Below are 21,700 nucleotides of genomic sequence, written 5' to 3'. Positions count from 1 at the left end.
TTATGTGCGGAATATTTTCATCACTGGGCTACGACATTGACTCCAATGCCATAGAACGTGCCCTGGATGCGCTGCATCATCGTGGTCCAGACGGTAGAAGCAGTTACATTGATGCTCAGGAAAAGCTGGTTCTGGGTCATACACGACTGTCCATTATTGATGTTGAAGCCGGTGGCCAGCCACTGATCAGTCGGGACAAGAATAAGGTGCTGATCTGCAACGGTGAAATATATGACCATGAACGCCTTCGTGCCGAGCTGATTGCCGACGGCTTCGTGTTCTCGTCTTGCTCGGATTCAGAGGTCATTCTTTATCTGTATGAACGTGACGGGATCGACTTTACCCAGTCTCTACGTGGCGAATTTTCATTCCTGTTACTGGATAAAACCCAACGCAAACTGTATGTCTGCCGAGATCGCTTTGGCATCAAACCGCTCTTCTATCATCTGGACCAAACCGACGGGTTTAAGATTGCGTTCGCTTCTGAAGCCAAGGCGCTATTTGCTGCCGGCATTCTCAAACCACGCTTGGATCTGGTGGGCATTCGCGACATGCTCAGCTTCGTTCCCATGGATAGTATCTTTGAAGGTATCAAGGCCGTTGCACCTGCAACATTGATGACTGTCGACTTGGCACAGGGTGCTGTTGAAACGAATGTGTACTGGGAGCTGGATCTATTGCCCGATGCAACAGACCCTGAAGTCCATAACGAGGCCAGCGTACTTGAAGGCCTGAAGGAACGGCTCGAAAAAGCAGTCGCTTTAAGATTGCGCGCCGACGTGCCTGTGGGGATCTACTTGAGCGGAGGGCTGGACTCGGCAGCTATCGCGGCCATTGCTGCAAGACTTTCACCAACTCCTCTAAAGGTTTTTTCGATTTCCTTCAACGAAGACGAGCGTTACGACGAAGCCGCCATTGCCGAACGCATGGCCACCAGAATCGGTGCTGACTTCTACAAAATACAATGCAAAGAAGCCGACCTGCTGAACAATCTGGAGGACTGTCTGTGGTTCAGTGAAATGCCTGCCGTGAACTATAACGGTGTAGGCAAGTTCCTGTTGTCCAGACTGGCAGCCCAACATGTGACCTGCGTACTGACCGGCGAAGGCTCTGATGAGCTGTTCTTGGGGTATGCCTATTTCAAGAACCGAAATGAGGGTCTATCAAGTCATGCTTATGGACGCACCAGCAAAAAGCTCTCTCGCGCGCAAAAAAAATCTGAGCATCTGATCACCAGGGAGCTGGGATTCGTTCCTCAAGTCGAAATGATTGATCTGTTTGCCCCGCGGGCTCAGCGTTTTCTGCGAAACATCTTTGTCAAAAGCAAGCGGGCCATTCTGCTAGGCGGGTCTCCGATGGATCGACTCAAGCAGCGTATCAACCGAGCAGACACCGAGCACCTGGAGCCTGTAAACAAGCTGCAGATGTTCAGCATTAAAGGACTGTTGTCTCCGTTCATTCTGTCCAATCTAGGTGATCGACAGGAAATGGCCCACGCATTGGAAGGTCGAACCCCCTTCCTTGACCATCATCTCTTCAGTTGGGCGTGCAAGTTACCCAACAGCCTTAAAATCAAGGAGGGTGTTGAAAAATACATATTGCGCGAAGTCGTCAAGGATGACATCACCGAAGAGGTCTATGCCCGTAAGAAGTGGCCATACATCACGCCACCTATCTGGGTTAGCCCTCAGCGCTCGGAAAAGATGGCGTACTTAATCGATACTTATCTTTCGTCAGCAGCAATTGCCAAGAGCGGCCTGTTTTCGGTGTTTTCCATAAGGTTGCTGTTGAGGCTGATAAGAACAAAATTCATACCGGCCCATGCCAGAGAAAAACTTAATAACATTCTGCTCTATGTGCTGACTGTGCAAATTCTCGAAAAGCAATATGTCCAGGACTTCGATATTCGACTGGCCTCCAGCAAAAAATTTAGCGTGCGTAATAGCAAAAACCACCACCAGACGACGCCTGATCATTACGCACCCGTGCAGGTTGACTGAATCCATCCGACTCCAACAGCAGCATGTCCCCCGCCCATTTGTTGGGGGCCACCTCTGAAATTTCCTGTACCCCCTGATTTCCTCGAAAAAAAAATACCCCTGCCGGTCGGCAGGGGTATTAGAGCGCAATCATTCAGGCACGGTGATCGTTCACACGATCAATGAGCAACCGCCCCACTCGCCCCCAAACCAGTCTGCGAACGAACAAACTGCGGGAAGAACAGCGCACGCTCATTAGCACCCGCTGTGGACTTGTCGGTGACCGAGAAGAACCAGATCCCGATAAACGCAATGGCCATTGAGAACAGCGCCGGGTACTCATACGGGAAGATAGCCTTCTCGTGATGCAGTATCTGCACCCAAATGGTTGGCCCAAGGACCATCAAACCAACGGCACTGATCAGACCCAACCAGCCGCCGATCATCGCACCACGCGTGGTCAGCTTCTTCCAGTACATGGAAAGCAGCAGCACCGGGAAGTTACAGCTCGCCGCGATGGAGAACGCCAGGCCCACCATGAACGCGATGTTCTGGCTTTCGAACAAAATGCCCAGACCGATCGCCAACACACCCAGACAGATGGTGGTGATTTTCGAGACGCGGATCTCATCCTTGTCGTTGGCTTTGCCCTTCTTGATCACACTCGCGTAAAGGTCGTGGGACACCGCAGTAGCACCGGCCAGCGTCAAACCAGCCACTACAGCCAGAATGGTCGCGAACGCTACCGCCGAGATGAAGCCCAGGAAGATACTGCCACCCACCGCGTTAGCCAGGTGCACCGCCGCCATGTTGTTGCCGCCCAACAGCGCGCCAGCAGCATCTTTGAAGGCAGGGTTGGTGCTGACCAGCAGGATCGCGCCGAAGCCGATGATGAACGTCAGGATGTAGAAATAACCAATGAAGCCGGTTGCATACAGCACGCTCTTGCGAGCTTCTTTCGCATCACTCACGGTGAAGAAGCGCATCAGAATGTGCGGCAGGCCAGCGGTACCGAACATCAGTGCCAGGCCAAGCGAGAATGCCGAAACCGGATCTTTCACCAGCCCGCCCGGGCTCATGATCGCTTCACCTTTAGGGTGAACCTTGATCGCCTCGGAAAACAGCAGGCTGAAGTCGAAGTTGACATGCTTCATGACCATCAGTGCCATGAACGTAGCACCGGACAGCAGCAACACTGCCTTGATGATCTGCACCCAAGTGGTCGCCAGCATGCCGCCGAACAACACGTACATGCACATCAGGATACCGACCAGGATCACGGCAACGTAGTAGTCGAGACCGAACAGCAGCTGAATCAGCTTGCCGGCACCGACCATTTGCGCGATCAGGTAGAACGCCACCACCACCAGCGAGCCGCAAGCGGACAGCGTGCGGATCTGGGTTTGCCCAAGGCGATAGGACGCCACGTCGGCAAAGGTGTATTTACCCAGGTTACGCAGGCGCTCGGCGATCAGGAACAGAATGATCGGCCAGCCCACCAGGAAGCCGATCGAGTAGATCAGGCCGTCGTAACCGGAAGTGAACACCAGGGCGGAAATCCCCAGGAAGGACGCCGCCGACATGTAGTCACCGGCAATCGCCAGACCGTTCTGGAAGCCGGTGATCTTGCCACCCGCCGCATAGTAGTCAGCCGCCGAATTGTTGCGCTTGGAGGCCCAGTAGGTGATGCACAGGGTCAGGCCAACGAACGCGACGAACATCAGGATCGCGGAAACGTTGAGCGGTTGTTTGTGCACTTCGCCGGTCAGGGCTTCACCTGCCCAGGCGCCAGGTGCAAAGGCTGCGATGCTCAATAGAGCCATTAGACGCCGGATCATTGCTGAGCCTCCTTGAGAATCGCATTGTTCAGGTCGTCGAATTCGCCATTGGCGCGTCGTACGTAGATTGCAGTCAGGATAAAGGCCGAGAGAATCAGCCCGACACCAATCGGTATCCCCCAGGTAATCGAAGACTCGGGGCTGATTTTCGCCCCCAGAATATGCGGCCCGTAAGCAATCAAAAGAATGAATCCGGAGTAAAGCCCAAGCATGATCGCCGAAAGAATCCAGGCGAACCTTTCTCGCTTACTAACCAGCTCCTTGAAGCGCGGGCTGTTTTGAATCGAGAGGTAAATGCTGTCGTTCATTGTTTTTATCCTCGCAGCACAGATGAAGTTGGAACGTTATCCACTCTATGCGGCTACGGAACTGGTTCCAGACGACCTTAGTATTAGAACGACATGACGGTTTTGCCTTTTTTCAGCACATATTAATTAGCCTGCTATACACCCATCTTCTATCTACAAGAATCCGGGAATGCAAAAGGCCGCTTGGCAGTGATACCAAGCGGCCCTGTAAGGTGCTGACCAGACGCGTCAGCTCAAATCATTTGGTCCAGTCTGCAACGCGTTCCGGGTGTTTGGCCACCCAATCCTTGGCGGCGGCTTCTGGCTTGGCACCATCCTGAATGGCCAACATGACTTCGCCGATTTCGTCTTTCGATGCCCACTGGAAGTTCTTCATGAACTTGGCAACTTCCGGAGCCTTGGTTGCCAGCTCTTTGCTGCCGATGTTGTTCACAGTTTCAGCCGCGCCATAAACGCCTTTCGGGTCGTCCAGGAAGCGCAGTTTCCACTTGGCGAACATCCAGTGCGGTACCCAGCCGGTGACTGCAATGGATTCGTTTTTCTTCTCGGCACGGGTCAGCTCGGCAATCATGCCGGCGCCGGAACTGGCCTTGAGTTGATAGCCGGTCAGATCGTAGTCCTTGATTGCCTGTTCGGACTTGAGCATTACACCCGAACCGGCGTCGATGCCGACGATACGATCTTTGAAGCTGTCGTCGGTTTTCAGATCGCCAATACTTTTAGCTTTGACATACTCCGGCACGATCAGGCCGATTCTTGCGTCCTTGAAGTTCGGACCGTAATCGACGACTTGATCTTTATTCTTGGTCCAGTATTCACCGTGAGTCACAGGCAGCCACGCAGACATCATGGCATCGAGTTTGCCAGTGGCCACGCCCTGCCACATGATCCCGGTGGCAACTGCTTGCAGTTTCACGTCATAACCGAGTTTCTGCCTGATCACTTCAGCGGCCACGTTGGTCGTGGCAACACTGTCCGACCAGCCGTCGACATAACCGATAGTCACTGCCTTGCCTTCGGCGCTGGCTACAGTAGAACTGATCGCCAGCACCAAAGCGGCACCTGCGCCCAAGAGTCGTCGCATCTTCATCGTTACTTCCCCGAAAGTGCTGCGCTCGACGGATGCCGAGTCGCGTCAACGTATTGTTATGGTGCACAGCGCCCCCATCACGCCCACCGCAAACTCGTCCGAACATCAGCGGAGTACTGACGCCCCGATAATCAACCTCCCGACAATGGCGACCTTCTCTACCAGCGACCTCAAGGCATCGAGAAACGACATCAGAACGCCATTAATCTAGACCACCGGAAGTCCGTCGGCCAATCCGCCCAAACATTGCATGTCAAAAGTATGCAGGCCACCAAGCACGCGGCAAATGAAGGTAACATGCGCGGCTTTGCTCCCAGACGGCCTGACCATGCCCGCGACATCCCGCTTTCCTTTTTTTGCTTATCTATTCGCCTGCCTGCTGGGGCTTTTTGCCCTGGGTGGCTTCTGGTACGGCCTCGGTAAACCGGTGGTGTTGCCGGACGTGGCCAGCGCGACTCACAAGCTGCAATGCGCCTCCTATACCCCGTTCGACAAGGACCAATCGCCGTTCGATCAGCCGTTCAAGCTGCGCCCCGAGCGCATGGACGCCGACCTTGCGCTGCTGGCCAAAAGCTTCGAATGCATCCGCACCTATTCCATGACCGGCCTCGAGGCCCTGCCCGACCTGGCGCGCAAGCACGGGCTGAAACTGATGATCGGAGCCTGGGTCAACAGCAACCCGGTGGACACCGCCAAGGAAGTCGACCTGCTGATCGCCTCGGCCAACGCCAACGCGGACGTGGTGACCTCGGTGATCGTCGGCAACGAAACCCTGTTGCGCAAGGAAGTCACTGGCGCGCAGCTGGCCAAGCTCATCAGTAAAGTCAAAAGCCAGGTCAAACAGCCTGTCACTTACGCCGATGTCTGGGAGTTCTGGCTCAAGCACCCGGAAGTCGCCCCGGCGGTGGATTTCCTGACCATTCACTTGTTGCCGTACTGGGAAGATGATCCATCGAACATCGACGCCGCCCTGCAGCATGTGGCCGAAGTACGTCAGGTGTTCGGCAACAAGTTCGCACCCAAGGACGTGATGATTGGCGAAACCGGCTGGCCCAGCGAAGGCCGTCAGCGTGAAACCGCCCTGCCGAGCCGGGTCAATGAAGCCAAGTTCATTCGCGCTTTTGTCATCATGGCGGAGCAACAAGGCTGGCATTACAACCTGATCGAAGCCTTCGACCAGCCGTGGAAACGCGCCAGCGAAGGTGCAGTCGGTGGTTACTGGGGGCTGTTCGATGCCGATCGCCAGGACAAGGGCGTGCTCGCCGGTCCGGTGTCGAACGTGCCTTACTGGACGCAGTGGCTGGCAGTGGGTGGTTTGATCTTCCTTGGCACGCTATCCCTCGGCGGCCGTGTCCGCAGTACTCGCGCAGCGCTGGTTCTACCGCTGCTGGGTGCGCTGGCCGCTTGCTCGATTGGCGCCTGGGGCGACCTGGCCCGTGTCACTACGCGGTTTGGCAGTGAGTGGTTGTGGGTCGCTTTGCTGACGGCGTTGAACGTGTTGGTGCTGGCCCATGCGGCACTGACCCTGAGCGCTCGCACTGGCTGGCGCGGACGCGCGTTCAATACGCTGGAACGTCGGGCGGGCTGGTTGCTCGCCGCAGCCGGTTTTGCCGCTGCGGTGATGATGCTGGAGCTGGTGTTCGATCCGCGTTATCGCAGCTTCCCGAGTGTCGCATTCATCCTGCCGGCGCTGGTCTATCTGTGCCGCCCGGTGAGCGTGCCGCGTCGGGAGATTGCCCTGCTGACCTTCATCATCGGTGCCGGCATTGCGCCGCAGCTTTATCGTGAAGGGTTGCAGAATCAGCAGGCCTGGGGTTGGGCGCTGGTGAGTGTGTTGATGGTTGCAGCGTTGTGGCGCAGTTTGCGGGTTCGCAAGGGCTGATCTTCATTGCTGCTGCCGGCCTCTTCGCGAGCAAGCCCGCTCCCACATGAGAATGCGGTCAAATGTGTGCGGGCTTGCTCGCGAAGACGGAATATCAGACGCTACGAGACGCCCGGACCAACCGCAATCCAGCAATCACCACCGCAAACACCGCCAAAGTCGTGTTGTACAACGCCAACGCCAGAAACCCGAACACCAGCGCCAGCACCGCCAACCACCACCCTGCCCGTCCCGGCAGCACAAAACCGATAACGGCTGCCGCCAATGCCGCGAAGCCCAATACGTTGAAGTGAATCATCAAGCCCAGGCTCGAACGAACCTGGCATTCCCAGCGGCTCGCTTCGTCCACGCAGACGCCGACCCATTGAGCATCCTCCATAAAGCCATAACGCGCGCCATAACTGGCGGCCAGCCATAACGGCAGGAGAACGAGCAGCAGAATCACAGGCAGACGACGGGACATGAAGCACTCCAATAAACGAAAACGGCGGCCAGCTTAATCCCCCGCCAGCGGTAAGCAAACGCGCGTGACAGATAATTGGCCACGAAATCTCTGCAAAGTGTATCGTCCAGCTACTATTACCTCGAAATTAGGCCTGATTGGTGCCGACCCATGGCACTTTGGCGCAAACCCCGTGGTCATAGCCTGCGAACTTCATTTGGCACCTTTCTCTAAGGGATCTAGTCATGCTCCGTTCCTTGCGCTTCGCCGCCCTGTTTGGCGGCCTTATTTTGAGTGCGTCCGCACTGGCCGTCGATATCGACGCTGCCAGTTATGGCTACCCCTTGACCAACCCGTTCGAGGCGACCATTGCCACGACACCGCCGGACTTGCGCCCGGAGTTGCCGCTGGATGACGACATCAATCAGACCGACCGCAGCGTCAGGTTGCGCCCGGAACGTGAGTTCGACCTGCCGGACAACTTCTGGCCGGTGAAAAAGCTCACCTACCGCATCGCCACACAAGAAAAAGCCGCACCGCTGATCTTCCTGATCGCCGGCACCGGCGCGCGCTACGACAGCAGCATCAACGAGTACCTGAAAAAGCTCTACTACAAGGCCGGCTACCATGTGGTGCAACTGTCGTCGCCCACCAGCTTCGACTTCATGAGCGCCGCCTCACGCTTCGCCACACCCGGCATCACCAAAGAAGACGCCGAAGACATGTACCGTGTGATGCAGGCCGTGCGGGCACAAAACCCGAAAGTGCCCGTCACTGATTACTACCTGACCGGCTACAGCCTGGGCGCACTGGACGCGGCATTTGTCGCGCACCTGGACGAAACCCGCCGCAGCTTCAACTTCAAGAAAGTCTTGCTGCTCAACCCGCCGGTCAACCTCTACACCTCGATTACCAACCTGGACAAGCTCGTCCAGACCGAGGTCAAGGGCATCAACAACACCACCACTTTCTACGAGCTGGTGCTGGACAAACTGACCCGTTACTTCCAGCAGAAAGGCTACATCGACCTCAACGATGCGCTGCTCTACGACTTCCAGCAGTCCAAGCAGCACCTGAGCAACGAACAGATGGCCATGTTGATCGGCACATCGTTCCGCTTCTCGGCAGCCGACATTGCCTTCACCTCGGACCTGATCAACCGTCGCGGTCTGATTACTCCACCGAAATACCCGATCACCGAAGGCACCACCCTCACGCCGTTCCTCAAACGCGCGCTGCAGTGCGACTTCGACTGTTACATCACCGAACAGGTCATCCCGATGTGGCGCGCCCGCACCGACGGCGGCAGCCTGCTGCAACTGATCGACCAGGTCAGTTTGTATGCACTCAAGGATTACCTGCACGACAGCCCGAAAATCGCCGTCATGCACAACGCCGACGACGTGATACTCGGCCCTGGCGACCTTGGTTTCCTGCGCAAGACCTTTGGCGATCGTTTGACCATTTACCCGCTGGGCGGCCATTGCGGCAACCTTAATTACCGCGTCAACAGCGACGCCATGCTGGAGTTCTTCCGTGGCTAAATATCTCCTGCTTATCGCAGCGTTACTCTGTGCAGGCGTCGCCAATGCCGACAACAGCAAAGCCAACGCACCGGTTGTGATTGACAGTGACGGCTTCAAGGAGCCTCTGAGCAAGCTCAAATTCAACCCGGGCCTGGATCAGCGCGAGTTCGAACGTTCGACGCTTAGCGCGCTGGCCGTCTACGACCCTCTGGAAGAGTGGAACCGCCGCGTCTACCACTTCAACTACCGCTTCGACCAATGGGTGTTCCTGCCAGTGGTTGATGGCTATCGCTACATCACGCCGAGCTTCCTGCGCACTGGCGTCAGCAACTTCTTCAACAACCTCGGTGATGTGCCGAACCTGTTGAACAGCTTGCTGCAGTTCAAGGGTCAGCGCTCGATGGAAACCACCGCGCGCCTGCTGCTCAATACCACCGTCGGCATCGCCGGCTTGTGGGATCCGGCGACCGCCATGGGTCTGCCGCGCCAGAACGAAGACTTCGGCCAGACACTGGGCTTCTACGGTGTACCCAGCGGCGCCTACTTCGTGTTGCCGATCCTCGGCCCTTCGAACCTCCGCGACACCGGTGGCCTGGTGGTGGACTTCAGCGCGGAATCGGCGATCAACTTCCTGAACGTCGCCGAAGTCAGCGAAAACCATCCGGAAATCTGGGTCCTGCGTGGCATCGACAAGCGTCACCAGAACAGCTTCCGCTATGGCAAGCTGAACTCGCCGTTCGAGTACGAGAAAGTGCGCTACGTGTACACCGAGTCGCGCAAGTTGCAGATCGCCGAGTAATTCATCGGCAACAAAAAAAGGCCATTCGATGCGAATCGAATGGCCTTTTTATTGGGATTTTTCAAACCCCACATTTGATTGTGGCTGTCTTCAGCCTTTCACTGCTTTCCAGATTTTGCTCACGGCCATAACACCGGCCAACACAATGGCCCCTGCCACAATCCCCGCCACCGCATTCAGCAACGTCGGCACGATAAAACCGGCACCGCCCGCCCCTGCACTGACGTTCTCAATCCAGTGATGAACCACCGGCACGCCGTGGGTGAGAATTGCGCCACCCACCAGGAACATCGCTGCCGTGCCGATCACCGACAGGCTTTTCATCATGTACGGCGCCGCACGCAGGATCCCGCCGCCAATGCTTTTGGCGATCTGTCCAGGCTTCTGAGTCAGCCACAAGCCGAGGTCGTCGAGTTTGACGATGCCGGCCACCAGGCCATACACGCCGATGGTCATGACGATGGCAATGCCCGAAAGCACGATGACTTGCTGGGTCAGCGAGGCACCTGCCACGGTGCCCAGGGTGATTGCGATGATTTCTGCAGAGAGAATGAAGTCGGTGCGGATGGCGCCTTTGATCTTGTCCTGCTCGAACGCCACCAGATCGACCGCCGGATCAGCCACGGCCTCGACCAGCTCTGCATGCTCGGCCTGGTCTTCAGCCTTGCTGTGCAGGAATTTATGGGCCAGTTTCTCGAAACCTTCGAAACACAGATACGCGCCGCCGATCATCAACAACGGTGTGACCAGCCAGGGAATGAACGCGCTGATGGCCAACGCCGAGGGCACCAGGATCAGCTTGTTGAGAAAGGAGCCCTTGGCCACCGCCCACACCACCGGGATTTCCCGCTCGGCACGCACACCGGAAACCTGTTGGGCATTGAGCGCCAGATCGTCGCCGAGCACGCCGGCAGTCTTCTTGGCGGCCATTTTGGTCATCAACGCCACATCGTCGAGTACCGCGGCGATGTCGTCGATCAGCAACAGCAAACTGCTTCCTGCCATGAATCAGGTTTCCTTCTTAAATAGATGCCGCGCAGCATAACGCGGCCGGGTGCCGCACGGGGCATTCTTGAGCGCCGCGCGAGGCCGGTGCTACCATGCGCAACCGCCAGAACAGGCAAGGAACCCCCTGGTTTATGAGCACCATCCGCGAGCGCAACAAAGAACTGATCCTGCGTGCCGCCAGTGAAGAATTTGCCGACAAGGGCTTCGCTGCGACCAAAACCAGTGACATCGCAGCCAAGGCGGGATTGCCCAAGCCCAACGTCTACTACTATTTCAAATCCAAGGAAAACCTCTACCGCGAGGTCCTGGAAAGCATCATCGAACCGATTCTGCAGGCCTCGACACCGTTTAACGCCGACGGCGTGCCGAGTGACGTACTGAGCAGCTACATCCGCTCGAAAATCCGCATCTCCCGCGACCTGCCCTTTGCTTCCAAGGTGTTCGCCAGCGAAATCATGCACGGCGCCCCGCACCTGAGCGCTGATCTGGTTGAACGGCTCAACGGCCAGGCCAAGCACAACATCGACTGCATCCAGACCTGGATCGACCGCGGCCAGATCGCCCCGATCGACCCCAACCACCTGATGTTCAGCATCTGGGCCGCGACCCAGACCTATGCCGACTTCGACTGGCAGATTTCCGCGGTGACCGGAAAGGCCAAACTCGATGAGGCCGACTATGAAGCGGCGGCGCAGACGATTATCCGGTTGGTGCTCAAGGGGTGTGAGCCGGACCGTTAAACCGCGGCGCGGCCATCGCTGGCAAGCCAGCTCCCGCATTGAATTACATTTCCTTGTAGGAGCGAGCCTGCTCGCGATGAAGGCAACTCGATTTCAGCTCAAACCCAAACAGCATCCCACAACGGATAGTCGCCAAGCTTCTCGACCAGTCCAGCCCGCAACGGGTTGGCTACTACATATCGAGCCAGCTTCACCAAATCCTCTTCCCGCCGCAGCGCCCTATCATGAAATCCTCTCTGCCAGAGACTGGTGCTTCGACCGGTAGACTGCTTTATGGCTTTGGTGCTCATCGACTTGGTTTTTTGCATCAGCTCACTCAAAGATCCCTTTTGCAACTCAATCAACCAATGAAAATGATCTGGCATGACCACCCAAGCCAACGAGTTCGCAAAGCCTAGATTCTGTGCATTGCGAAATTGATCGACCACCAGCCGGCCCAAGGTGAAATCCTTGAAAACCGGGGTTCTGTGAACTGTGTTGGTGGTTAACAGATAAATTCGACTGGCTTCGGCATAGCGACCGATTCGCAATCGATTTGCGGCAGGTAAATCCGGCATTCCTTAGCCTCCCGTGATCAGGTCATGAGAAGGCTAGCTCTGTGGATTGAAGTGGGTGGGGCAAACTATTGGCTGGATGTGTCTGGTAGACAGCTATCGCGAGCAGGCTCACTCCTACAGGGGATTCCAGCAGTCAGACAATTTGTGTCCGACCACAAAACCTGTAGGAGCGAGCCTGCTCGCGATGACATTTGTTCAGGCGCTGAAGGTCAAGCACTCACCCCCGCATCCGCCCGCAACCCCGACGCCTCAATCGCGTTGATTGCACATTGCTCATCAACATCAGAAAGATCACCGCTGATACCCACCGCCCCCAGCACATTCCCTTCCTGATCCCGAATCAAGACTCCGCCCGGTGCCGGGACGACGCTGCCCTGCCCCAGACTGTTCAAAGCGGCGATAAACGCCGGTCGTTGTTGTGCGTCCAGCGCCAGCAGGCGTGAGCCTTTGCCCAAAGCGATGGCGCCCCAGGCTTTGCCGATGGCGATCTGCGGGCGCAGCAGGCTGGCGCCGTCTTCACGCTGCAGGGTGACCAAGTGTCCACCCGCATCCAGTACTGCGATAGTCAATGGAGCCGCCGAGATTGCACGCCCTGCGGAGATAGCCTGATTGGCCAGGTTGACTGCGACTTTCAAGGTTAAAGCGCTCATGGTGCCGTCCTCATTTTGTTATAGGGAAAGCTGCTGGACTGCGTTTTGCTCAGAAGTCCGATGCAACAAATAGAACACAATGAGTTATTTTTTTGTATACAATAATTTTCGAAAAGCGCCACATGCGACGAAAAGCCACAGTAGATTGGGCTTCCGACGAATGAAACGGCCGCTTGAGAAAATGGATTGACCTGCGCCGTCCGCCGTGAATACACTCTGCGCAAAGCCACTTGTATACAATTACAAAACGTAAGAGGCACAAAACCATGAGCAAAATGAGAGCAATCGAAGCCGCCGTTCTGGTGATGCGCCGTGAAGGGGTTGATACCGCTTTTGGCATCCCCGGCGCCGCGATCAACCCGCTGTACTCCGCCTTGCAGAAGGTCGGTGGCATCGATCACGTCCTTGCTCGCCACGTTGAAGGCGCCTCGCACATGGCCGAGGGCTACACCCGCACCAAGGCCGGCAACATCGGCGTGTGCATCGGCACTTCCGGCCCTGCCGGGACCGACATGGTCACCGGGCTCTACAGCGCCTCGGCCGACTCGATCCCGATTCTTTGCATTACCGGCCAGGCACCCCGCGCCCGTATGCACAAGGAAGACTTCCAGGCTGTCGACATCACCTCGATCGTCAAGCCAGTGACCAAGTGGGCAACCACCGTCATGGAACCGGGCCAGGTGCCTTACGCGTTCCAGAAAGCCTTCTACGAAATGCGCTCAGGCCGTCCAGGCCCGGTGCTGATCGATCTGCCGTTCGACGTGCAGATGGCTGAAATCGAATTCGACATCGACGCCTATGAACCCCTGCCGCTGGCCAAGCCAACCGCTAACCGCGTGCAAATCGAGAAGGCCCTGGCCATGCTCGACCAGGCCGAGCGTCCGTTGCTGGTGGCCGGTGGCGGCATCATCAATGCCGACGCCAGCGAATTGCTGGTGGAATTCGCCGAGTTGACCGGTATTCCTGTGGTCCCGACTCTGATGGGCTGGGGCACCATTCCGGACGATCACCCGTTGATGGTCGGCATGGTCGGTCTGCAAACCTCGCACCGCTACGGCAACGCCACGATGCTCAAGTCCGACCTGGTGCTGGGTGTCGGTAACCGTTGGGCCAACCGTCACACCGGTTCGATCGACGTTTACACCGAAGGCCGCAAGTTCATTCACGTTGACATCGAACCGACCCAGATCGGCCGCGTGTTCACCCCGGACCTGGGCATCGTTTCCGACGCCGCTGCCGCGCTGACCGTGTTCATCGAAGTCGCTCGCGAATGGCAAGCCGCCGGCAAGCTGAAAAACCGCAGCGCCTGGTTGCAAGACTGCCAGCAGCGCAAATCCAGCCTGCAGCGCAAGACTCACTTCGACAACGTGCCGGTCAAGCCGCAACGGGTTTACGAAGAGATGAACCAGGTGTTCGGCAAAGACACCTGCTACGTCAGCACCATCGGTCTGTCGCAGATTGCCGGCGCGCAGTTCCTGCACGTCTACAAGCCACGTCACTGGATCAACTGCGGTCAAGCAGGCCCTCTGGGCTGGACCATTCCGGCAGCGCTGGGCGTGGTCAAGGCTGATCCGACTCGCAAGGTCGTGGCACTGTCGGGCGACTATGACTTCCAGTTCATGATCGAAGAGTTGGCGGTGGGCGCGCAGTTCAAGCTGCCGTACATCCACGTGGTGGTGAACAACTCGTACCTGGGGCTGATCCGTCAGGCTCAGCGCGGATTCGACATGGATTACTGCGTGCAGCTGTCCTTCGACAACCTGAACGCTCCGGAACTCAACGGTTACGGTGTGGACCACGTCGCGGTGGCCGAAGGCCTGGGTTGCAAGGCGCTGCGTGTGTTCGAACCAGGTCAGATCCAGCCTGCCCTGCGCAGGGCTCAGGAGCTGATCGAAGAGTTCAAGGTGCCGGTGATCGTCGAAATCATTCTGGAGCGCGTGACCAACATTTCCATGGGCACCGAGATCAACGCCGTCAACGAATTCGAAGACCTGGCGCTGGTCGGCAACGATGCGCCAACGGCGATTTCGTTGCTGGATTAACCCGGTCTGGCTCCCACTCCCTCCGGGAGAGGGCTGGGGTGAGGGAAAGGTTTTGCGGCGTTCGCATTATCGGGATCAGACTTTAGATTCCCCCTCACCCTAACCCTCTCCCCCAGGAGAGGGGACTGATCGCGTTTAGCCGGGCCATTTGTACTTTTATCCGGAAGGAGACCACCATGCCGCGTTTCGCAGCCAACCTGTCCATGCTGTTCACCGAGCAGGATTTTCTTGCCCGTTTTGAAGCTGCCGCCAAGGCCGGCTTCAGTGGTGTCGAATACCTGTTCCCTTACGATTTCAGCTCCGCCGAGATCAAGGCCAAGCTTGATGCCAATGGCTTGACCCAAGTGTTGTTCAACCTGCCGGCCGGTGACTGGGCCAAGGGCGAACGCGGTATCGCGTGCCTGCCGGACCGGGTTGAAGAGTTCCGCGCCGGTGTCGACCTGGCGATTGCTTACGCGAAAGTGTTGGGCAACACCCAGGTCAACTGCCTGGCCGGTATTCGTCCGCAAGGCATCGACGATGCCACCGTGGAAAAAACCTTCGTCGCCAACCTCAAATACGCCGCCGACAAGCTGCAAGCCGCGGGCATCAAACTGGTGATGGAAGCGATCAACACCCGCGACATTCCGGGTTTCTACCTGAACAACACCGCGCAAGCCCTGTCGATTCGCGAACAGGTCGGCAGCGCCAACCTGTTCCTGCAATACGACATCTACCACATGCAAATCATGGAGGGCGACCTGGCCCGCACCATGGCTGCGCACCTGGGCGAGATCAACCACATCCAGTTGGCCGATAACCCTGGGCGCAACGAACCGGGTACCGGTGAAATCAACTACCGCTTCCTGTTCGAACACCTGGACCGCATCGGTTATCAGGGTTGGGTTGGCTGCGAATACAAACCGCTGACCACCACCGAAGCGGGCCTTGGCTGGCTCAAAACGCATAACGCGATCTGACACAGATCCCCTGTAGGAGTGAGCCTGCTCGCGATGAATTCACCTTGGTACACCTGATGTACCGCAGCGCCTGAATCGCGAGCAGGCTCACTCCTACAAAAAGCTCCGCACCTATTTGCTTGAGCAACACAAAAACAAGAGGAATTTCTCATGGCTAAAATCGGATTTATCGGCACCGGCATCATGGGCCACCCAATGGCGTTGAACCTGCAGAAAGCCGGTCACAGCCTGTTCCTGTCGGCGCACCACGACGCTGCGCCTGCTGACCTGATTGCCGGTGGCGCCGTTGCCTTGGCGAACCCGAAAGAAGTCGCGCAAGAAGCCGAATTCATCATCGTCATGGTGCCGGATACCCCGCAGGTAGACGACGTGCTGTTCCGCGAAGACGGCGTTGCGGCCGGTGTTGGCAAAGGCAAAGTCGTGATCGACATGAGTTCGATCTCGCCGACGGCCACCAAAGCCTTCGCTGCCAAGATCAACGAAAAAGGCGCTCAGTACCTCGACGCGCCGGTGTCCGGCGGTGAAGTCGGCGCCAAGGCCGCGACCCTGAGCATCATGGTCGGCGGCGATGCGGATGCCTTCGAACGCGTGCTGCCGCTGTTCCAGGCGATGGGCAAGAACATCACCCTGGTGGGCGGCAACGGCGACGGTCAAACCGCCAAAGTGGCGAACCAGATCATCGTGGCGCTGAACATCCAGGCCGTGGCCGAAGCCCTGCTGTTTGCGTCGAAAAACGGTGCCGATCCTGCCAAGGTCCGTGAAGCACTGATGGGCGGCTTCGCATCGTCGAAGATCCTCGAAGTGCACGGCGAGCGCATGATCAAAGGCACCTTCGACCCAGGCTTCCGCATCAGCCTGCACCAAAAGGACCTGAACCTGGCCCTGGCCGGCGCACGAGAGCTGGGCATCAACCTGCCGAACACCGCCAACACCCAGCAAGTGTTCAGCACCTGCGCAGCGATCGGTGGCAGCAACTGGGACCACTCGGCGCTGATCAAGGGCCTGGAACACATGGCGAATTTCTCGATTCGCGATAAGTAAGCCCTGCCCCACCCTGTAGGAGTGAGCCTGCTCGCGATGGAATCAGCGCGGTGTACCTGACACACCGCGCCGCCTGAATCGCGAGCAGGCTCACTCCTATAGTGATCTGTGTGCCCTTTCGAATAACAAGAATTCCGGGAGCCCGCCATGTCGGTCAATCCGCAACAATTCCTGCGCGAGCTGTTTGCCACAGCCATCGACGCGGCCCATCCGCAGCAAGTCCTCGAAGCCCATTTGCCCAAAGACCGCAGCGGTCGGGTGATTGTCATTGGCGCCGGCAAAGCCGCCGCAGCCATGGCCCAAGTGGTGGAGCGTTGCTGGCAGGGTGAAGTATCAGGTTTAGTGGTGACGCGTTACGGTCACGGCGCCCCGTGTGAAAAAATCGAAGTGGTTGAAGCCGCTCACCCGGTGCCTGACGCTGCCGGTCTGGCGGTCGCCAAACGCGTGTTGGAACTGGTCAGCAATCTGACTGAAGACGATCGTGTGATATTCCTGCTCTCGGGCGGCGGCTCTGCCCTGCTGGCGTTGCCCGCGGCTGGCATCACCCTGGCCGACAAGCAGTCGATCAACAAAGCCCTGCTCAAATCCGGCGCCACCATTGGCGAGATGAATTGCGTCCGCAAGCACCTCTCGGCGATCAAGGGCGGCCGCCTCGGCAAAGCCTGCTGGCCTGCCACTGTTTATACCTATGCGATTTCCGATGTACCGGGCGACCTCGCCACGGTCATCGCCTCCGGCCCCACCGTGGCCGACCCGAGCACCTCGGCCGAAGCACTGGCGATCCTCAAGCGCTACAACATCGAAGTCCCGGCCTCGGTGCGAAACTGGCTGCTGAGCCCGGAATCAGAGACGGTCAAACCCGGCGATCCGAGCCTGGCGCGCAGTCACTTCCAGCTGATCGCCCGTCCGCAGCAGTCGCTTGAAGCCGCTGCGGTGAAAGCGCGTCAAGCCGGTTTCAGCCCGCTGATCCTCGGCGACCTGGAAGGTGAATCCCGCGAAGTGGCCAAGGTTCACGCCGGTATCGCCCGTCAGGTCGTGCTGCACGGTCAGCCATTGGCGGCGCCCTGCGTAATCCTCTCGGGCGGTGAAACCACGGTCACCGTACGCGGCAATGGCCGTGGCGGACGCAACGCCGAATTCCTGCTGAGCCTGACCGACAGCCTCAAAGGCCTGCCCGGCGTCTACGCGCTGGCCGGTGACACCGATGGCATCGACGGCTCCGAAGACAACGCCGGCGCGATCATGACCCCGGACAGCTACGCCCGCGCCGCCGCCCTCGGCCTGAGCGCCAGCGACGAGTTGGACAACAACAATGGCTACGGCTATTTCGAGGCGCTGGACGCGCTGATCGTCACTGAACCGACCCGCACCAACGTCAACGACTTCCGTGCCATCCTGATTCTCGAGAGCCCTAAAAATGACGCCTGACAAGAAGGTTAAAATCCTCGCCACCCTCGGTCCTGCCACTAACGGGATCGACGACATCCGTGAGCTGGTGCAGGCCGGGGTCAACATCTTTCGCCTGAACTTCAGCCATGGCGATCACGCCGACCACGCTCAGCGCTATCAGTGGATTCGTGAAGTCGAGCGCCAGCTGAATTATCCGCTGGGCATTCTGATGGACCTGCAAGGCCCGAAACTGCGGGTCGGCAAGTTCAGCGAGGGCAAGGTGCAACTGCATCGCGGTCAGGCACTGCGTCTGGATCTTGACCCGACGCCGGGTGATGAACGCCGGGTCAACCTGCCTCACCCGGAAATCATCGCTGCGCTCGAACCGGGCATGGACCTGCTGCTGGACGACGGCAAGCTGCGTCTTCGCGTGGTCACCAAATATTCCGACGCCATCGACACCACCGTGCTCAATGGCGGCGAACTCTCGGATCGCAAAGGCGTGAACGTGCCTCAAGCGGTGCTGGAACTGAGCCCGCTGACCGCCAAGGACCGTCGTGATTTGAGCTTCGGTCTGGAGCTGGGTGTGGACTGGGTCGCGCTGTCGTTTGTGCAGCGTCCGGAAGACATCCGCGAGGCGCGCGAACTGATCGGCGACAAAGCGTTTTTGATGGCCAAGATCGAGAAGCCATCGGCAGTGACGCAACTGCGTGAGATCGCCGAATTGAGCGACGCGATCATGGTTGCTCGCGGTGACCTGGGCGTGGAAGTGCCGGCCGAAAGCGTGCCGCAGATTCAGAAAAACATCATCAGCATCTGCCGTCAGCTCGGCAAACCGGTGGTGGTGGCGACGCAGATGCTGGAGTCGATGCGCTTCTCCCCTGCCCCGACCCGTGCCGAGGTGACCGACGTTGCCAACGCCGTGGCCGAAGGTGCGGATGCGGTGATGTTGTCGGCAGAAACTGCCTCTGGCGAGTACCCGCTGGAAGCTGTGCAGATGATGAGCAAGATCATTCGTCAGGTGGAAAACGGCCCGGACTATCAGGCGCAACTGGACGTGAGCCGGCCTAAGGCTGAAGCGACTGTTTCCGATGCGATCAGCTGCGCGATTCGCCGTATCAGCAATGTGCTGCCGGTGGCGGTGCTGGTGAATTACAGCGAATCCGGCACGTCGAGTTTGCGTGCGGCGCGGGAACGGCCGACGGTGCCGATCCTCAACCTGACGCCGAACCTGCAAACCGCTCGCCGGTTGACGGTGGCGTGGGGCGTGCACTCGGTGGTCAATGATCGGCTGCGGCAGGTGGATGAGGTGTGCTCGACGGCGCTGGAAATTGCCCAGGCCCAGGGCATGGCCAAGCGAGGCGACACGTTATTGATCACGGCGGGTGTGCCGTTTGGGCAGCCGGGGTCGACTAACTCTTTGCGTATCGAAACATTGATCTAAAGACTCCTGTGGCGAGGGAGCTTGCTCCCGCTCGGCTGCGAAGCAGTCGTCGCTTTAGCATGACGGTTCCAACAGAAAGACCGCATTCGCTGAATTTGGGGCCGCTTCGCAGCCCAGCGGGAGCAAGCTCCCTCGCCACAGAGTTTGTGCAAGACCTTTTGATTTTCCTCTGCCCCCAGACTTCATCATGCCTGCCAACCACTTCAACACCCACTGCCCCGACTGGGCTACTGCCCTGCTCAACGGCTTCAGCCAGATTTTTCTCCAGCGTCATCCGCTGTGCGGTCTGCTGTGCCTGCTGGCCATTCTTTTCACCGCGCCCGCCCTGCTCGGCGGTGCACTGCTGGGCGGTGTCGCCGGGCTGCTCACCGCGCAACGACGCGGTTATGCCAAGGCCGATCGTCAGGCCGGGCTGTTCAGTTACAACGGTGTCTTGCTCGGTTTACTGCTGAGCCTCTACTTCCCGTGGTCAGCGATGTTGCCGCCGCTGATCATTGCCGCGGGCGGCCTGAGCGCTATGGTCACTCAACAGTGGCTCAAACGCGTCCGGGTCAGCCAATACCTGCCTGCCTATACGGCGCCCTTCGTGGGGCTGGGCTGGTTGCTGCTGTGCTTCGCCACGCCCTCGACAAATGCGCACCTGATCGAAATCAATACGCTGAACATGCTCGCCGCACCACTCAAAGGCCTCGGTCAGGTGATGTTCCTCGGTCATCCGCTGGCCGGTGCGATGATTGCCGTGGGTTTGCTGATCGCTGATCGCCGCGCATTCTGCTGGGCGTTGCTGGCGTCTGTCGCGGGCATGGGCTGGAGCATGCTGCATCACGACTTCTATACCGCATTGATCGGCCTCGGTGGCTACAACGCCGTACTCGCCGCCCTCGCCTTCAGCCCGCAGCGCCAGAAGCCTTGGCTGCCGCTGGTCGGTATTGCATCAGCGCTGTTGCTGACGCCGGTGTTTGCCGCCATCGGTCTGCCAACGCTGACGGCGCCTTTTATCCTCGCCTGTTGGCTGATCCGCACGATTGTTCAAATGCTCGGCAAGACCACTGTCGCCCGTACGCCTTGCACTCTGGAGGAGAATCAACCTAGGCTTCGCTGATCATTGGTTCAGGCGGTATCCATGGACAGCAGCAAAAACTGGCGTGAAGAGCTTTACGTCATGGTTTTCCAGAGCGACACCAAGGCCGGGCGACGCTTCGACGGCATCCTGTTGTTGATCATCCTCGCCAGTATTGTGATCGTGATGCTCGACAGCATCGATTCCATTCACCAGAACTACGCCAATGTGCTGGCGTACATCGAGTGGGGCTTCACGGTCATCTTCGCCATCGAATACGGCCTGCGGTTGTACTGTTCACCCAAGCCGTTGCGCTATGCGTTCAGCTTTTATGGGCTGGTGGATTTGCTGGCAATCGTGCCCGGCATTCTTGCGCTGTATTACGCCGATGCGCAGTACCTGCTGATTATCCGGATCATTCGGATGCTGCGGATTTTCCGCGTGCTCAAGCTCAGCCCGTACCTCAAGCAAGCCAACTATCTGATGTCCGCATTGCGCGGCAGCAAGCAGAAGATCGTGGTGTTTCTGGTCAGCGTCTGCACCCTGGTGACGGTGTTCGGTACGTTGATGTACGTGATCGAAGGCCCGGAGCACGGCTTCACCAGCATTCCCAAAGGCATCTATTGGGCTATCGTCACGCTGACCACCGTGGGGTTCGGCGACATCGTGCCTAAAACGCCATTGGGCCAGGTGATTTCGTCGCTGGTGATGATCACCGGTTACTCGATCATCGCCGTGCCGACGGGAATTTTCACCGCCGAACTGGCCAACGCGATGCGCGGCGAACAACTGCAACATGACTGCCCGGTGTGCAAGAAAAACAACCACGAGCATGGGGCGGCGTTCTGCTCACGGTGCGGTAATCAGCTGTTCAAGAAAATGGAATAATCAAAGTACTTTTTAATCTTTAAAGGACTATGCGAGCCCCGTTATAGTCGCTGGCAAA

General features: G+C 58.0%; 19 protein-coding genes. 12 read left to right on the top strand and 7 right to left on the bottom strand.

The window, feature by feature from the left end; all coding sequences use genetic code 11:
* Nucleotides 1-2: 2 nt before the first annotated feature.
* Nucleotides 3-2,000 (top strand): asparagine synthase (glutamine-hydrolyzing), encoded by a 1,998-nt coding sequence (asnB, locus tag ABH912_RS29355; protein ID WP_033056060.1) that lies wholly within the window; start codon nucleotides 3-5, stop codon nucleotides 1,998-2,000.
* Between the two features lie 158 nt (nucleotides 2,001-2,158).
* Here asnB and ABH912_RS29350 read toward each other — a convergent pair whose 3' ends face one another.
* The 3 genes from ABH912_RS29350 to ABH912_RS29340 form a co-directional block, all read right to left on the bottom strand.
* Nucleotides 2,159-3,817, bottom strand: coding sequence for a cation acetate symporter (locus ABH912_RS29350; RefSeq protein ID WP_033056059.1), 1,659 nt, complete (start codon nucleotides 3,815-3,817; stop codon nucleotides 2,159-2,161).
* On the bottom strand, nucleotides 3,814-4,125 hold the full coding sequence (locus ABH912_RS29345) for a DUF485 domain-containing protein (RefSeq protein ID WP_017337238.1): 312 nt from the start codon (nucleotides 4,123-4,125) through the stop codon (nucleotides 3,814-3,816). Before ABH912_RS29345 ends, ABH912_RS29350 begins: the two co-directional genes overlap by 4 nt.
* 238 nt (nucleotides 4,126-4,363) lie before the next feature.
* Nucleotides 4,364-5,215, bottom strand: a complete 852-nt coding sequence (locus ABH912_RS29340) for a glycine betaine ABC transporter substrate-binding protein (RefSeq protein WP_033056058.1) — start codon at nucleotides 5,213-5,215, stop codon at nucleotides 4,364-4,366.
* 286 nt (nucleotides 5,216-5,501) lie between these two features.
* Between ABH912_RS29340 and ABH912_RS29335 the strand changes: the two genes are divergently transcribed.
* On the top strand, nucleotides 5,502-7,097 hold the full coding sequence (locus tag ABH912_RS29335) for a beta (1-6) glucans synthase (protein ID WP_429512391.1): 1,596 nt from the start codon (nucleotides 5,502-5,504) through the stop codon (nucleotides 7,095-7,097).
* 94 nt (nucleotides 7,098-7,191) lie between these two features.
* Here the strand turns inward: ABH912_RS29335 and ABH912_RS29330 are convergent, their stop codons facing one another.
* Complete coding sequence (locus tag ABH912_RS29330) at nucleotides 7,192-7,560, bottom strand: hypothetical protein (protein ID WP_429512389.1); 369 nt, start codon at nucleotides 7,558-7,560, stop codon at nucleotides 7,192-7,194.
* A 224-nt stretch (nucleotides 7,561-7,784) separates the two neighbouring features.
* Here ABH912_RS29330 and ABH912_RS29325 point away from each other — a divergent pair, with 224 nt between their 5' ends.
* On the top strand, nucleotides 7,785-9,083 hold the full coding sequence (locus tag ABH912_RS29325; protein ID WP_033056053.1) for a serine/threonine protein kinase: 1,299 nt from the start codon (nucleotides 7,785-7,787) through the stop codon (nucleotides 9,081-9,083).
* A complete protein-coding gene (locus ABH912_RS29320) occupies nucleotides 9,076-9,864 on the top strand; it encodes an MlaA family lipoprotein (RefSeq protein ID WP_033056052.1) in 789 nt (262 codons plus the stop codon). The genes ABH912_RS29325 and ABH912_RS29320 overlap by 8 nt, the downstream gene beginning before the upstream one ends.
* Nucleotides 9,865-9,954: 90 nt before the next feature.
* Here the strand turns inward: ABH912_RS29320 and ABH912_RS29315 are convergent, their stop codons facing one another.
* Nucleotides 9,955-10,869, bottom strand: a complete 915-nt coding sequence (locus tag ABH912_RS29315; protein ID WP_429512387.1) for a DUF808 domain-containing protein — start codon at nucleotides 10,867-10,869, stop codon at nucleotides 9,955-9,957.
* 134 nt (nucleotides 10,870-11,003) lie between these two features.
* Here ABH912_RS29315 and ABH912_RS29310 point away from each other — a divergent pair, with 134 nt between their 5' ends.
* A complete protein-coding gene (locus tag ABH912_RS29310; protein WP_033056049.1) occupies nucleotides 11,004-11,612 on the top strand; it encodes a TetR/AcrR family transcriptional regulator in 609 nt (202 codons plus the stop codon).
* A 98-nt stretch (nucleotides 11,613-11,710) separates the two neighbouring features.
* Here the strand turns inward: ABH912_RS29310 and ABH912_RS29305 are convergent, their stop codons facing one another.
* Nucleotides 11,711-12,169, bottom strand: coding sequence for an REP-associated tyrosine transposase (locus ABH912_RS29305; RefSeq protein ID WP_033056048.1), 459 nt, complete (start codon nucleotides 12,167-12,169; stop codon nucleotides 11,711-11,713).
* A gap of 209 nt (nucleotides 12,170-12,378) precedes the next feature.
* Nucleotides 12,379-12,819, bottom strand: a complete 441-nt coding sequence (locus ABH912_RS29300; protein WP_033056047.1) for a GlcG/HbpS family heme-binding protein — start codon at nucleotides 12,817-12,819, stop codon at nucleotides 12,379-12,381.
* Nucleotides 12,820-13,085: 266 nt separating this feature from the next.
* Here ABH912_RS29300 and gcl point away from each other — a divergent pair, with 266 nt between their 5' ends.
* From gcl to ABH912_RS29265, 7 genes are all read left to right on the top strand, one after another.
* A complete protein-coding gene (gene gcl, locus ABH912_RS29295; RefSeq protein ID WP_033056046.1) occupies nucleotides 13,086-14,861 on the top strand; it encodes a glyoxylate carboligase in 1,776 nt (591 codons plus the stop codon).
* Between the two features lie 176 nt (nucleotides 14,862-15,037).
* On the top strand, nucleotides 15,038-15,820 hold the full coding sequence (gene hyi / locus ABH912_RS29290) for a hydroxypyruvate isomerase (RefSeq protein WP_046046339.1): 783 nt from the start codon (nucleotides 15,038-15,040) through the stop codon (nucleotides 15,818-15,820).
* A 150-nt stretch (nucleotides 15,821-15,970) separates the two neighbouring features.
* A complete protein-coding gene (locus ABH912_RS29285; RefSeq protein WP_033056043.1) occupies nucleotides 15,971-16,861 on the top strand; it encodes a 2-hydroxy-3-oxopropionate reductase in 891 nt (296 codons plus the stop codon).
* Nucleotides 16,862-17,008: 147 nt separating this feature from the next.
* Nucleotides 17,009-18,289: a glycerate kinase type-2 family protein gene (locus tag ABH912_RS29280; RefSeq protein WP_033056042.1), complete on the top strand. Its 1,281-nt coding sequence runs from the start codon at nucleotides 17,009-17,011 to the stop codon at nucleotides 18,287-18,289.
* On the top strand, nucleotides 18,279-19,694 hold the full coding sequence (gene pyk, locus ABH912_RS29275) for a pyruvate kinase (protein ID WP_429512383.1): 1,416 nt from the start codon (nucleotides 18,279-18,281) through the stop codon (nucleotides 19,692-19,694). The genes ABH912_RS29280 and pyk overlap by 11 nt, the downstream gene beginning before the upstream one ends.
* Nucleotides 19,695-19,881: 187 nt before the next feature.
* Nucleotides 19,882-20,796: an urea transporter gene (locus tag ABH912_RS29270; RefSeq protein WP_429512382.1), complete on the top strand. Its 915-nt coding sequence runs from the start codon at nucleotides 19,882-19,884 to the stop codon at nucleotides 20,794-20,796.
* A 21-nt stretch (nucleotides 20,797-20,817) separates the two neighbouring features.
* Nucleotides 20,818-21,642, top strand: coding sequence for an ion transporter (locus ABH912_RS29265; protein ID WP_033056036.1), 825 nt, complete (start codon nucleotides 20,818-20,820; stop codon nucleotides 21,640-21,642).
* The last annotated feature ends 58 nt before the right edge of the window (nucleotides 21,643-21,700 follow it).

It is taken from the genome of Pseudomonas sp. BT76 TE3572, assembly GCF_050435365.1.
Taxonomy (GTDB): Bacteria; Pseudomonadota; Gammaproteobacteria; order Pseudomonadales; family Pseudomonadaceae; genus Aquipseudomonas; species Aquipseudomonas fluorescens_W.
The sequence above is the reverse complement of the archived record's forward strand: the minus strand, read 5'-3'. Positions and strand labels throughout refer to the sequence as shown.

What these genes read in the sequence shown, in the direction of transcription:
- asnB (WP_033056060.1), top strand. Translation starts at nt 3, where the DNA reads ATGTGCGGAATATTTTCATCACTGGGCTACGACATTGACTCCAATGCC.
- ABH912_RS29350 (WP_033056059.1), bottom strand. Translation starts at nt 3,817, where the DNA reads ATGATCCGGCGTCTAATGGCTCTATTGAGCATCGCAGCCTTTGCACCT.
- ABH912_RS29345 (WP_017337238.1), bottom strand. Translation starts at nt 4,125, where the DNA reads ATGAACGACAGCATTTACCTCTCGATTCAAAACAGCCCGCGCTTCAAG.
- ABH912_RS29340 (WP_033056058.1), bottom strand. Translation starts at nt 5,215, where the DNA reads ATGAAGATGCGACGACTCTTGGGCGCAGGTGCCGCTTTGGTGCTGGCG.
- ABH912_RS29335 (WP_429512391.1), top strand. Translation starts at nt 5,502, where the DNA reads ATGAAGGTAACATGCGCGGCTTTGCTCCCAGACGGCCTGACCATGCCC.
- ABH912_RS29330 (WP_429512389.1), bottom strand. Translation starts at nt 7,560, where the DNA reads ATGTCCCGTCGTCTGCCTGTGATTCTGCTGCTCGTTCTCCTGCCGTTA.
- ABH912_RS29325 (WP_033056053.1), top strand. Translation starts at nt 7,785, where the DNA reads ATGCTCCGTTCCTTGCGCTTCGCCGCCCTGTTTGGCGGCCTTATTTTG.
- ABH912_RS29315 (WP_429512387.1), bottom strand. Translation starts at nt 10,869, where the DNA reads ATGGCAGGAAGCAGTTTGCTGTTGCTGATCGACGACATCGCCGCGGTA.
- ABH912_RS29310 (WP_033056049.1), top strand. Translation starts at nt 11,004, where the DNA reads ATGAGCACCATCCGCGAGCGCAACAAAGAACTGATCCTGCGTGCCGCC.
- ABH912_RS29305 (WP_033056048.1), bottom strand. Translation starts at nt 12,169, where the DNA reads ATGCCGGATTTACCTGCCGCAAATCGATTGCGAATCGGTCGCTATGCC.
- ABH912_RS29300 (WP_033056047.1), bottom strand. Translation starts at nt 12,819, where the DNA reads ATGAGCGCTTTAACCTTGAAAGTCGCAGTCAACCTGGCCAATCAGGCT.
- gcl (WP_033056046.1), top strand. Translation starts at nt 13,086, where the DNA reads ATGAGCAAAATGAGAGCAATCGAAGCCGCCGTTCTGGTGATGCGCCGT.
- hyi (WP_046046339.1), top strand. Translation starts at nt 15,038, where the DNA reads ATGCCGCGTTTCGCAGCCAACCTGTCCATGCTGTTCACCGAGCAGGAT.
- ABH912_RS29285 (WP_033056043.1), top strand. Translation starts at nt 15,971, where the DNA reads ATGGCTAAAATCGGATTTATCGGCACCGGCATCATGGGCCACCCAATG.
- ABH912_RS29280 (WP_033056042.1), top strand. Translation starts at nt 17,009, where the DNA reads ATGTCGGTCAATCCGCAACAATTCCTGCGCGAGCTGTTTGCCACAGCC.
- pyk (WP_429512383.1), top strand. Translation starts at nt 18,279, where the DNA reads ATGACGCCTGACAAGAAGGTTAAAATCCTCGCCACCCTCGGTCCTGCC.
- ABH912_RS29270 (WP_429512382.1), top strand. Translation starts at nt 19,882, where the DNA reads ATGCCTGCCAACCACTTCAACACCCACTGCCCCGACTGGGCTACTGCC.
- ABH912_RS29265 (WP_033056036.1), top strand. Translation starts at nt 20,818, where the DNA reads ATGGACAGCAGCAAAAACTGGCGTGAAGAGCTTTACGTCATGGTTTTC.